Origin of the sequence: Salinimicrobium marinum (genome assembly GCF_014651535.1) — a bacterium.
In the GTDB taxonomy this organism is placed as follows: domain Bacteria; phylum Bacteroidota; class Bacteroidia; order Flavobacteriales; family Flavobacteriaceae; genus Salinimicrobium; species Salinimicrobium marinum.
Genome location: NZ_BMXB01000001.1, coordinates 520124 through 532651, shown reverse-complemented (window position 1 = coordinate 532651; position 12528 = coordinate 520124). Strand labels below are relative to the sequence as shown.

At 40.3% G+C, this 12528-nt stretch carries 14 protein-coding genes; 11 read left to right on the top strand and 3 right to left on the bottom strand.

The genetic code is table 11. The features are described from left to right. Window positions 1–153 precede the first annotated feature (153 nt). The 3 genes from IE056_RS02355 to IE056_RS02345 all read right to left on the bottom strand — a co-directional run bounded on the left by IE056_RS02355 (window position 154) and on the right by IE056_RS02345 (window position 2525). Window positions 154–561, bottom strand: a complete 408-nt coding sequence (locus IE056_RS02355; RefSeq protein ID WP_189603004.1) for a GlcG/HbpS family heme-binding protein — start codon at window positions 559–561, stop codon at window positions 154–156. A gap of 256 nt (window positions 562–817) precedes the next feature. Continuing rightward, window positions 818–1333 (bottom strand): inorganic diphosphatase, encoded by a 516-nt coding sequence (locus IE056_RS02350; RefSeq protein ID WP_189603003.1) that lies wholly within the window; start codon window positions 1331–1333, stop codon window positions 818–820. Between the two features lie 214 nt (window positions 1334–1547). Continuing rightward, on the bottom strand, window positions 1548–2525 hold the full coding sequence (locus tag IE056_RS02345) for a pyruvate dehydrogenase complex E1 component subunit beta (protein WP_189603002.1): 978 nt from the start codon (window positions 2523–2525) through the stop codon (window positions 1548–1550). A 166-nt stretch (window positions 2526–2691) separates the two neighbouring features. Between IE056_RS02345 and IE056_RS02340 the strand changes: the two genes are divergently transcribed. From IE056_RS02340 to asnA, 11 genes are all read left to right on the top strand, one after another. Continuing rightward, a complete protein-coding gene (locus IE056_RS02340; protein WP_189603001.1) occupies window positions 2692–3438 on the top strand; it encodes an electron transfer flavoprotein subunit beta/FixA family protein in 747 nt (248 codons plus the stop codon). A 157-nt stretch (window positions 3439–3595) separates the two neighbouring features. Continuing rightward, window positions 3596–4564 carry an electron transfer flavoprotein subunit alpha/FixB family protein gene (locus IE056_RS02335; RefSeq protein WP_189603000.1) on the top strand — a complete coding sequence of 323 codons (969 nt, stop codon included), beginning with the start codon at window positions 3596–3598 and terminating at the stop codon, window positions 4562–4564. Between the two features lie 85 nt (window positions 4565–4649). Beyond that, window positions 4650–5270 carry a bifunctional nuclease family protein gene (locus IE056_RS02330; protein ID WP_189602999.1) on the top strand — a complete coding sequence of 207 codons (621 nt, stop codon included), beginning with the start codon at window positions 4650–4652 and terminating at the stop codon, window positions 5268–5270. Between the two features lie 11 nt (window positions 5271–5281). Continuing rightward, window positions 5282–6994 carry a NupC/NupG family nucleoside CNT transporter gene (locus tag IE056_RS02325; protein ID WP_189602998.1) on the top strand — a complete coding sequence of 571 codons (1713 nt, stop codon included), beginning with the start codon at window positions 5282–5284 and terminating at the stop codon, window positions 6992–6994. A gap of 246 nt (window positions 6995–7240) precedes the next feature. Next, a complete protein-coding gene (locus tag IE056_RS02320; RefSeq protein WP_189602997.1) occupies window positions 7241–8065 on the top strand; it encodes a thymidylate synthase in 825 nt (274 codons plus the stop codon). A 30-nt stretch (window positions 8066–8095) separates the two neighbouring features. Continuing rightward, a complete protein-coding gene (locus tag IE056_RS02315; RefSeq protein WP_189602996.1) occupies window positions 8096–8476 on the top strand; it encodes a TonB family protein in 381 nt (126 codons plus the stop codon). A gap of 25 nt (window positions 8477–8501) precedes the next feature. Next, window positions 8502–8918, top strand: a complete 417-nt coding sequence (locus IE056_RS02310; protein ID WP_189602995.1) for an energy transducer TonB — start codon at window positions 8502–8504, stop codon at window positions 8916–8918. 10 nt (window positions 8919–8928) lie between these two features. Further along, window positions 8929–9705: an energy transducer TonB gene (locus IE056_RS02305; protein ID WP_189602994.1), complete on the top strand. Its 777-nt coding sequence runs from the start codon at window positions 8929–8931 to the stop codon at window positions 9703–9705. A 143-nt stretch (window positions 9706–9848) separates the two neighbouring features. After that, complete coding sequence (egtD, locus tag IE056_RS02300; RefSeq protein WP_308427586.1) at window positions 9849–10859, top strand: L-histidine N(alpha)-methyltransferase; 1011 nt, start codon at window positions 9849–9851, stop codon at window positions 10857–10859. 4 nt (window positions 10860–10863) lie between these two features. Beyond that, window positions 10864–11145, top strand: a complete 282-nt coding sequence (locus IE056_RS02295; protein ID WP_189602993.1) for a DUF427 domain-containing protein — start codon at window positions 10864–10866, stop codon at window positions 11143–11145. 334 nt (window positions 11146–11479) lie between these two features. Continuing rightward, the gene (gene asnA, locus IE056_RS02290; protein ID WP_189602992.1) at window positions 11480–12508 is read left to right on the top strand and encodes an aspartate--ammonia ligase; all 1029 of its coding nucleotides are present in this window, start codon (window positions 11480–11482) and stop codon (window positions 12506–12508) included. The last annotated feature ends 20 nt before the right edge of the window (window positions 12509–12528 follow it).

Sequence of the window (12528 nt, the reverse complement as noted above, 5' to 3'; positions counted from 1 at the left end):
AGCATAAAACAAAAAAAGTGCACGGAACCATCTTTCCGTGCACTTATATTGTTCAAAACTGTAGTAAAATGAATTCTGACTTCCCGAAATGAATTAACCCTCAGGCCGTCCTGTTCCTAAAGCTGCATTCCATTACAGCGAAAAATGAATTACTTAAATTCCCTTGATGGCATCTGCCCCGGCCTGTGCCACTGCATGATCATTATCTACTGTGCTTCCGCTTACTCCTACAGCACCAAGTATTTCTCCTGCTCCGTTGGTTATTGGAATACCTCCGGGAAAAGTAATCAATCCGTTGTTGGAATGCTCGATATTAAACAACGGACCTCCGGGCTGCGAAAGGTTTCCTATTTCACCCGAATTCATATCGAAATATCGAGCTGTTTTTGCTTTTTTGATGGCAATGTCAATAGAACCTAACCAGGCGCCGTCCATTCGTTGAAATGAAATTAAATTTGCTCCTGCATCTACTACCGCTATATTCATTTTTGTATTGAGATCTTTTGCTTTTTCCTTTGCCGCAGAAATGATTTTTTCGGCCTGTAATAATGTAATGTTCATAGTTTTTCTTTTTTATAGTTATACGTGTTCTTCACAAAGTAAGAAGACCTTACAAGATACTGATTTAGTTTATGATAACCGATTATTTCCAGATTTTACAGAGTGGTTTATGAAAGGTTTAAGACCTTTTGAAATCCATTTATTTTTTGACACTCATATTAACTGCAGAAGGTTATAAAAAGGTGTTTTAGTAAAAAAGCAAAAAAAAAGCAGCAATTAAGAAATTGCTGCTTTCACACCTTATTTACAAAGGAATTTACTGAATTCCGAAATTCCCTTTTTTTCCGTTATCATTTTTGTAACGCTCAATACACTGCTCTATAATGGTATTGGCTTCCTGTACATCACCCCAACCTTCAACATCTACTTTCTTTTGTTCAAGATCTTTATATACCTGGAAGAAATGCTCAATCTCTTTGATAAGATGACCGTTCACATCTTTTAGATCATTATGCTTGTTCCAGATTGGATCTGAAATTGGCACACATATCACCTTTTCATCAGGCCCTTTCTCATCGGCCATGTGGAATACTCCAATTGGCTTTACCTCCATTACACAACCAGGAAAAGTAGGCTCTGTTACCAGTACAAGCACATCCAGAGGATCGCCGTCTAAAGCAAGTGTTTCGGGAATAAATCCATAATCTGCAGGATACATCATAGAAGAAAAGATCATCCTGTCATATCTTACTTTTTTTAACTCAAAATCGTATTCATATTTATTTCTGCTTCCTTTCGGAATCTCAATTAATACATCAAAAGTCTTAGTCATTTTTATCTATTTAGAAAATTTTATTCAGAATTAAGGGCGGCAAATATACACATTCTTAAAAATTAAATTGGTGCTATGGGCGGTGAAAATCAAAGAGTCAGGGGTAGTTTAAGACAGTTTTAGCATATGCCAATAAAAAACCCCTCCTATCCGGAAGGGTTTTCTAGGAAAAATAATATGATTTAAAGCCTGTACCTTATTTCTTTAGTACCGCTTATTTATACATTACCTTTTTAACAGCTTTCACCACATCTTCATGATTTGGCAACCATTCCTTCAATAGTACTGGAGAATATGGTGCAGGAGTATCGGCCGTATTAATTTTTATTATTGGAGCATCAAGGAAATCAAATGCTTTTTCCTGAACCTGGTAAGTGATCTCTGTAGCCACGTTTCCAAAAGGCCATGCTTCTTCAAGAATCACCAAACGGTTTGTTTTCTTTACAGATTCCAGAATGGTCTCATGATCCATTGGTCGTATGGTTCGTAAATCAATGATCTCACAGGAGATTCCATCTTTTTCAAGTTCATCTGCAGCCTTGTATGCTTCTTTAATGATCTTTCCGAAGGAAACAATAGTAACATCTGTACCTTCTCTTTTAATATCAGCTTTCCCGATAGGCAGCACGTATTCTTCTTCTGGCACTTCTCCTTTATCACCATACATTTGCTCACTTTCCATGAAAATCACAGGATCGTCATCACGAATGGCAGCTTTTAAAAGTCCTTTTGCATCGTATGGGTTTGAAGGAACAATTACTTTGAGTCCCGGAGTATTTGCATACCAGCTTTCAAATGCCTGAGAGTGTGTTGCACCCAACTGACCAGCAGATGCAGTTGGCCCACGAAAAACAATAGGAATATTGAACTGGCCGCCACTCATTTGGCGCATTTTGGCTGCGTTATTTATTATCTGATCAATTCCCACAAGTGAGAAATTGAACGTCATGAATTCAATTATAGGACGATTACCATTCATGGCACTACCAACTCCAATCCCCGAGAAACCCAGTTCAGAAATAGGTGTGTCAATTACACGGTCCGGACCAAATTCGTCCAGCATTCCTTTAGAAGCTTTATAAGCACCATTATATTCAGCAACCTCTTCTCCCATTAAATAAATGGTTTCATCCCTGCGCATTTCTTCGCTCATCGCCTGGGCTATTGCTTCCCTAAATTGGATAGTCTTCATTATGAGTATATGATTTTGTGAAATTAATGACAAAAATAGTAATTCAATTAAGGATAAACGACTACTTCTGAATAAAAAATTTCTTATGCATGCATAGCAAATTTCATCTGAAATTATGTATCTTCGTAATCAATTATTTTAAGTTTTACCAAAAAAATTCAATTATATGAAAATATTAGTGTGCATTAGCCACGTTCCCGACACTACTTCGAAAATTAATTTTTCTGAAGGAGACACAAAATTCGATACAAACGGAGTACAGTTCGTCATAAATCCGAATGATGAATTTGGTCTTACAAGGGCAATGTGGTTTAAGGAAAAACAAGGCGCCACAGTAGATGTGGTTAACGTGGGAGGACCCGAAACCGAACCTACTTTAAGAAAAGCACTTGCTATTGGGGCCGACACTGCAATAAGGGTTGACACTCCCGCAACAGATGGGATCTATGTAGCGAAACAATTGGCCAAAGTGGTACAGGATGGAAATTATGATCTTGTAATTGCAGGCCGTGAATCTATTGACTATAATGGAGGAATGGTTCCCGGAATGATTGCAGCTCTTATAGGCGCTAATTTCGTAAACACCTGTATTAATTTGGAAGTAGAAGGAAATGAAGCTACTGTCATTCGCGAAATCGATGGAGGAAAGGAAACTTTAAAAGCCAGCCTTCCTTTAGTGATTGGAGGACAAAAAGGTATTGTTCAGGAAAGCGACCTTCGTATCCCAAACATGAGAGGGATCATGCAGGCACGTAAAAAGCCTCTTAACGTGATACAGCCTGTAGAAACAAATCCAGAAACTGAAGCTGTGAAATTTGAAAAACCGGCTCCTAAAGGAAACATCAAAATGATTGATTCCGATAATCTTGACGAGTTGATCAACCTGCTTCACAACGAAGCCAAGGTTATTTAATAACTAAATTAAAAAATGACGAAATTCCAGGGTGATTTCTTTGGAATTGGGAAATTGAAGCATTGAAATTCAAGCGAGAGATTTCCAAAGTTATTAGAAAAATAAAAAATATAAATGGATTCCCGTCTTCACGGGAATGACTAAAAAAAATATAGAGATGTCAGTTTTAGTATATACAGAATCAGAAGAAGGAAAATTCAAGAAGACAGCTTTTGAAGTTGCTTCTTACGCCAAAGGTGTTGCAGACATGATGGGCACTACCGTAACCGCTGTGTCTTTTAATGCAAAAGACACTTCAGAACTTGCGCAGTATGGCGTAAATAAAGTTTTAAAAATCGATAACGACAAGCTGTCGAAATTCAATGCTGAAGCTTATGCCGATGCTTTGAAACAGGCAACGGAAAAGGAAGGCGCAAAAGTGGTTGTGCTTGGGCAAACTGCCAATGACAAATATCTGGCCCCGCTTCTTGCAGTTCATTTGGGTGCAGGTTATGCTTCCAACGTAGTAGAATTGCCTGCCAATACAGATCCGCTTCAGGTAAAAAGAACAGCTTTTACAAATAAAGCATTTAGTATCACCCAGATTTCTACAGATGTGAAAATCGTGGGACTTTCTAAAAATGCTTTCGGATTAAAAGAAAATCCTGTGGAGCTTTCAGAAGAAGAATTCAGTCCTTCTTTAGCTTCCGAAGATTTTAAAGTGAATGTAGTTTCTGTTGATAAAGCAGCCGACAAAGTAACTATTGCAGATGCAGAGATTGTTGTTTCTGGTGGTCGTGGTCTTAAAGGGCCGGAAAACTGGGGAATGATCGAGGATCTTGCTGAAACTTTAGGTGCGGCGACAGCATGTTCCAAACCTGTGAGTGACATGGGGTGGAGGCCTCACAGTGAACACGTAGGCCAGACAGGTAAGCCTGTGGCAGCAAACTTATACATTGCCGTGGGAATTTCAGGAGCGATCCAACACCTGGCAGGAATCAACGCTTCCAAAACAAAAGTAGTAATCAATAATGATCCTGAAGCCCCTTTCTTTAAGGCGGCGGAATACGGAGTTGTGGGCGATGCCTTTGAAATCGTACCGAAGCTAACCGAAAAATTAAAAGAATTTAAAGCTAATAACGCATAATTTTTTTAAATTGCGACCCGATTTAAAGGGCTGTCTAAATTAGGTTTATCGCCCTATTTGGACAGCTTTTTATTATTATTGCAGTATGAGTTTAGTGCGCCTTAACATTAAAGGAATATCTTATAGCCAAACCCAGAATGGAGCCTATGCTCTTATTTTGAGTGAGGTAGACGGTGAGCGAAAATTACCCATTGTAATAGGTGCTTTTGAAGCACAATCTATTGCTATTGCTCTGGAAAAAGAGATTCGGCCGCCGCGCCCCCTTACCCACGACCTTTTTAAAAACTTTTCTGACCGCTTTGAGATCGTGGTCAAACAAGTGATCATTCATAAACTTGTGGACGGGGTATTTTATTCAAGTCTTATTTGCGAAAGGGACAAGATAGAAGAGATCATCGATGCCCGAACCAGTGATGCCATTGCCCTGGCACTGCGGTTCAACGCACCTATTTTCACCTATAAAAACATTCTTGACAAGGCAGGTATTTACCTGAAGGGCGACATGAAAAATGAAGAAGAGGAACAGGAAAAAGAAAGCATCATTGCAGATGAACTTTTTTCTGATGAAATTGAGATCAAATCATCCGACACCGATTATAAAAAATTATCCCTAAGCGAACTTAACAGTATGCTTGACAAAGCCGTGAAAAGCGAAGATTACGAAAAAGCGGCGCGCATAAGAGATGAAATCTCAAAACGAAAATAATTCCCTCTTTCATGAATAAAATTTGGTGTTGCCTATTTCTGATCTTCTTCGGAATTTCCTCCACTTTTGCCCAAACAATTTCTAAAAACTGGACACCAGAATCTGTAAAAGACAGCACAGACCTGGCCCTATTTGATATTAATACAGAAAATGATTTCCTTATCCTGGATAACGGAAGTTTTGAATATTCTCTTGAAGGCGAGAATATGGACAGTGCCTCGGGGAGTTATGTCTATCAAAATGACGTATTGGTTTTCTTTTACGACACTCCGCAGGACAGCGTACAGAATTTCAGGGTAACCGAATTAACAGATTCTACTCTTATTCTTTCCGGAAACAACCGTTTCTATAATTTTACGGAGAGACCCCAGACCATTCAGGAAATAATCCCGGCAGATACCGAAAAAACTCTTATCCCAAACCAGGGCATCTCCTTCCAGAGCATTTGGCGTGGAGCCCTTGGAATGGTTTCTCTTATTCTTATTGCATTCATTTTCAGCAGTAACCGGAGAGCGATTAACTGGAAAACCATTGGCGTGGGAATTACCGCTCAGCTTCTTCTGGCTGTTGGGGTTCTTAAAGTAGATTTTATTCAGAATATTTTTGAATTCATAGGAAAGATCTTTGTACTTATTCTTGATTTCACCGCCGAGGGAAGTGAATTCCTCCTGGGCGGAATGATGGACGTTGACAGCTTCGGATTCATATTTCTTTTTCAGGTGTTGCCCACTATTATATTCTTTTCGGCCTTGACCTCTGTACTGTTTTATCTTGGCGTGATCCAGATCATCGTTAAGGGAATGGCGTGGGTGCTCACTAAATTACTGGGAATATCCGGCCCCGAAAGTTTAAGTGTGGCGGGAAACATTTTCCTTGGCCAGACAGAAGCGCCTTTAATGATCAAGGCTTACCTGGAAAGAATGACAAGATCTGAAATCCTTTTGGTGATGGTTGGTGGTATGGCTACCGTTGCAGGAGGAGTCCTGGCCGCGTACATCGGATTTTTAGGAGGTGACGATCCCGAGCTGAGATTACAATTTGCAGAACACCTGTTAGCAGCTTCGGTTATGGCTGCTCCCGGAGCCATTGTCGTATCGAAAATACTGTATCCCCAGCAGGAAAAAGTAGATCCCAACATTGAGGTTTCTTCAGAAAATATCGGATCCAACTTCCTTGACGCCATTGCCAACGGAACCACAGAAGGCTTGAAACTCGCCGCTAACGTTGCCGCAATGCTGTTGGTGTTTATTGCTTTTATTGCCATGATCAACCACGTTCTTGGCTGGGTTGGTGATATTACTACCTTAAATGCAGTACTTGCGGCCAATACGCCTTATGCCGGACTTTCCCTGGAATCTATACTCGGAATTGTTTTTGCTCCGTTAATGTGGCTAATAGGAGTTGCTACGGAAGATATGATGCTCATGGGACAACTTCTTGGGATTAAACTTGCCGCCAGTGAATTTGTAGGCTATGTACAACTCGCAGATCTGAAGAATCCGGCAAATATTCTCAGTTTCAATTACCAGAAATCGGTTATTATGGCAACTTATATGCTCTGCGGATTCGCAAATTTCGCATCCATTGGGATACAAATTGGTGGAATTGGTTCCCTTGCACCGGGCCAGCGAAAAACTTTATCGGAATTCGGAATGAAAGCGGTGCTTGGAGGAACGATCGCTTCGCTGCTTTCGGCTACCATTGCGGGGATGATCATTGGATAAACAGAAAACTGGAAGTACGGGGTTAGAAAAAAGCCACTTATAAATGGCTTTACCCTACATACTATCAGGGGATTTTTCAATAACAATTTTTGATAGATAAAAACTTTAAAACCGGCACTCCTGTAGTGCCGGTTTTTTCTATTTTAGCAGATATGGATATAAATTCGTGAAGCCTGAAAAACAGGCTATACTGCGGATATTTTTTAGCAATACACCTCCCTTTTAAAGATTTAGAAAGAAAAGAAGATGAAACAATACCACGAACTTATAAAGCACGTACTCGAAAACGGAAATGAAAAAGGAGACCGCACAGGCACCGGCACAAAAAGTGTTTTTGGCTACCAAATGCGATTTGACTTAAGTGAAGGTTTCCCCATGGTGACGACAAAAAAGCTTCACCTGAAATCTATTATTTATGAACTCCTGTGGTTTTTAAACGGAGATACAAACATCAAATACCTTCAGGATAACGGTGTACGCATCTGGAATGAATGGGCTGATGAAAAGGGTGACCTGGGACCGGTTTATGGTCACCAATGGCGCAACTGGAACAGTGAGGACATAGACCAGATCAAAGAAGTGATCGAAACCCTAAAGATCAATCCCAATAGCCGCAGAATGCTGGTCACTGCCTGGAATCCTTCTGTTCTTCCCGATACTTCTAAGTCTTTTTCAGAAAATGTAGCAAACGGAAAAGCCGCCTTACCGCCATGCCATGCCTTTTTTCAATTTTACGTGGCAGATGGAAAATTATCCTGCCAGCTCTATCAACGGAGTGCAGATATTTTCCTGGGCGTACCTTTTAATATTGCTTCCTACGCATTGCTCACAATGATGATCGCGCAGGTTTGTGGGTATGAGGCTGGTGATTTTATCCACACTTTTGGAGATGCACATATTTACAACAACCACCTGGAGCAGGTAAACCTGCAGCTGTCAAGGGATTTCCGGGAATTACCCACCATGAAACTTAATCCCAAAGTCAAAGATATTTTTGAATTTACGTTTGAAGATTTTAAATTAGAGAATTATAATCCGCATCCGGCCATAAAAGGCAAGGTTGCAGTCTAATAATTACTAATTTAAAATTTTATTACTATCATGAAAAAGATCCTTTTAATTACATTTTTTGTAATTGGCGGAATGGGAGTGTCGAACGCTCAGGAACAAACAACTCCGGTGTGGCCGGGATGTGAAAATGCAGAAGACCAGAAAGCTTGTTTCAACCAGAAACTTTCTGAACATGTACGCAACAACTATGAATATCCCATGAACGACAATAATGAGTACGTACGTGGAAAAGTAACAGTTTCTTTCGATATCAATGAAGAAGGAAAAGTTGTGGTAAATTCAGTAGAAGGCCCAGAACCGGAAGTTAATCAGGCTGCACGTGAGATGCTGAATAAAATTCCGAAGATGAAACCCGGAACTCTACAAGGGGAGCCAGATTCCCGTACATTTACCGTACCTTTTAATTTCTAACAACTGCCGTGCAGTAAAAACTAACATGAAAAAGACACTGTTTATCCTTATCCTGCTCTTAACGACGGCACCTTCATTCGCACAGCAAGGCGTAACCGTAAATGGGAACACCATCTCAAGTCGTGAAATCGCTCCGGTATGGATTGGTTGTGAAGGCACAGAGAAGGAAAAAAAGGAATGTTTCAACCAGCAGCTTGTTGCTCACATGAAACAACATTACAAATTTCCGAAAGATGCCAGTGGCAACTACATTCGGGGTAAAGCAGTGGTCTCTTTCAACATAAATGAAGAAGGAAAAGTGGATATTCTTAAGGTGGAAGGGCCAAAACAGGCACTTAACGAAGAAGCCAAAAGAATTATTTCCCTCATCCCGAAAATGAAACCCGGAGAAAGGGCAGGTAAACCAATATCGGTTAAATATACCACCCCTTTCACCTTTTAATTTTTTTGCCATGAAAAGAGCTTCTCTCCTGCTTTTCCTTTTTCTCTTTCCTTTTCTGGTGCAGTCTCAGGAAAAATCTGCCGGCTCCTTCATTCCGATTGCAGCAGTAGATCAACCTCCTGTCCACAAAAACTGTAAAACCAGTGAGATAAATTGTACCATTGATGCGATTACAGGTGAGATTCTTCAGAAGGTACACTGGAATAAAACAACGCCCGATGACAGAAAGGAACCGCTCCTCATGAACCTTAAACTCATTATAGATGATGAAGGAAAGGTCGCCTGGGCCACTGCCGTGGGAGCTTCAGAAGAGATCAGGAAAGAATGCGTTGAGATACTTAGAGGATTGCCTCAATTCACTCCCGGAGAACATGAAGGGAAAGCAGCCAACGTGATCCTGGATGTGCCTTTGAAACTAAACTTCGGAAGTATGTCAATTTCTCAAGTTGATTCCATCTTGCCATATGAAGACTTAGATTCTTTTGCTCATTATCCCGAGTGTAAAAATGGCAGCAGCCGGGAATGTACCGCAAACAAGATCACTACCATGGTGAACAGAAGTTTCGACCTTTCGGACCTGAACCAGGGATACCATAAAACAACGCTAAGATTTATAATTAATGATACTGGGAAAATAGGGAATGTCATTGCAGAGGGCTCTAATGAAGATATCAACAAGCGTGGGATAAAGGCAGTTGAATCTTTACCCGACCTTATTCCTGCCATGAAAGATGGCACAGGTAGAAATACCACTTACCTGCTCCCCATTGTGGTTTCCATTCCCTAGTCTGGATTGGTCTTGTAGGTTTGAGCCGTGTTAGCAATGTTTTAACCTGAAGAGCATTAGAAATATTGTAAATTTGAAGGAAACAACCTTGTTTCCTTTTTTTTGCTCTGTTCTCCAGGTTAGTATCCCTGGAAACGGTTTTTGTGAAAGAATGGAAGAATAGTGGCTATTACGGAAAGACTCCTATGAATAAAACAACAAAGACCCCTGCAAAAAACCCGTTTGCTACCGATGTGCTGGAAGGATTAACTTCCACCCCAAAAACCTTAAGTTCAAAATTTTTTTATGACAAGAAGGGAGATGAACTTTTTCAGGACATCATGGATCTTCCGGAATATTATTTAACCAACCTTGAATTTGAGATCCTGGATAATCATAAAAAGGAAATTTCGGAAGCTTTTTCTGCACAGGAAGGTTTTGACCTTATAGAACTGGGCGCAGGTGACGGTAAAAAGACGAAAATCCTTTTAAGATATTTACAGCAGGAACAGTATAGCTTCACCTATGTACCGGTGGATATAAGCAATAACGTGTTGCAACAGCTCACCTCCAGCTTAGAAAAGGAACTTCCCGAACTGGAAACGGCACCTCAACAGGGTACTTACGCAGAAGTCCTGGAACGACTGGAGGAATACAGAAGCCGGAAAAAAGTGATCATGTTCCTGGGTTCCAACCTCGGTAATTTATTACCGGAGCAGGCTGTTAATTTTCTGAAGAAAATCACTGCTGCCATGGGTCCGGAGGATCTGTTTTTTATAGGCCTGGATCAGAAAAAACATCCGAAAAAAATATTAGACGCCTACAATGATGCTTCGGGAGTGACAGAGGCTTTCAACAAAAACCTGCTCACAAGGATCAATAGAGAACTGGATGGGGATTTTGAAGAGGAGAGTTTTATTCACTGGCCGGTGTACAATCCCGAGTCGGGCACCACTAAAAGTTATTTGGTTAGCACCAAAGAGCAGTCAGTTCATATAAAATCCTTAAATTTAGAAGTGAAATTCGAGGCATGGGAAAGTATTCATACAGAAATTTCCCAGAAGTACGATTCAGCTTCCGTTAACTGGCTGGCACAGCAGGCGGGAATGAAGATCACCGGAAGCTTTACAGATAAAGACAGGTACTTCAAAAATTATATATTCAGAAAAAAGTAAGATTATGAAAGCAGTTTGGAATGGAGAAGTTTTAGCAGAAAGCAACAATACCAAAGTCGTGGAAAACAACCATTATTTTCCTCCGGAATCCATCCATGATAAATTTTTCCAGTTAAGTGATACCCACACCGCCTGCCCCTGGAAAGGAAGAGCCTCTTATTTTCATATTCAGGTAGGAGAAGATAAGAACCCAGATGCAGCCTGGTTTTATCACCATCCTAAAGATGCCGCAAAGGAAATAAAAGACCATGTTGCATTCTGGAAAGGAGTAAAAATTGAAGAATAAATTTTTTATTCTGGCAAAAAGAAGTAGTTTTATCCTCAGATAAAAGAAACAAAGTGATTTTAAACAACAATAATAATAACTTCAATAACAATCTGAATAATTCAGGTTGCGGAAGGCCATTATTGTAAATTAAGATCAAACCAACAATAGTAAAGCCTTTCCAACACCGGAAAGGCTTTTTTTTTGCACCTATGAAAAACTTAAATAATAATATCAATAATAATAGTCCGCCACCCGTGGATAAGGCCCCTATGCATTTTTGCCTGCCTTATTCTAGCGCAGGCTTTTTTTTTGTTAAATTTTTTGAATCAATTAAACTTTAAAACATACAACAATGAAAACTTTACAAACTCAGGAAATCCTTGCAGAAAAGTTCCATACAGAAGAAACTATTTCTGCCGTAAAATCAACCTTCGAACAGCAACTCAGCAAAGAACTTAACCTTACAAAAATTTCGGCACCTATGATCGTCCTGAAAGGCACCGGCATCAATGACGACCTCAACGGAATTGAACGTGCAGTGAAATTTCCGGTTAAAGGTTTAGATGATCAACCTGCAGAAGTAGTACAATCTTTAGCTAAATGGAAAAGAATCCGACTAAAAGAATACGGAATTACCCCCGGCACCGGAATTCTCACCGATATGAGAGCTCTGCGACCCGATGAAGACTTCACTCCTATCCATTCGATCTATGTAGACCAATGGGACTGGGAATTATGTATGACAGAAGAAGAACGACAGCTGGATTTTCTGAAACAAACAGTCACGAAAATCTACAGCGCAATAACCACCACCGAGAAAGCTGTTTCTGAAAAATATCCCGAAAAATATATTGTTCTGCCCGAAGAGATTAGCTTCATCCATACCGAAGACCTGCTCCAAAAATATCCAGATTTGAGTCCGAAAGAGCGTGAAAATGCTGCCGCCAAAGAACATGGTGCTATCTTTTTGATTGGCATTGGCGGAAAATTATCCAATGGAGAAGCCCACGATGGCCGTGCTCCCGATTATGATGACTGGACCACCCAAAGTGAAAAAGGACACTCAGGATTGAACGGAGACCTCATCGTTTGGAACCACGTTTTAGAACAGGCTTTCGAACTATCGTCCATGGGAATTCGTGTAGATACAGAAACACTCCAAAGACAATTGCAACTTACCGGGCAGGAAGAAAGAGCTAAACTCTACTACCACACAAAATTACTTGCAGGAGAACTTCCTCAAAGTATTGGCGGCGGAATTGGCCAGTCAAGACTTTGTATGTTCCTGCTTAAAAAGAAACATATAGGAGAAGTACAGGTAAGCATCTGGCCAGAAAGCCTGCGAGAAAGCTATGCAGAAAAAGGTGTTTTTCTATTGTGATTTTCCAGATCATGATTTGA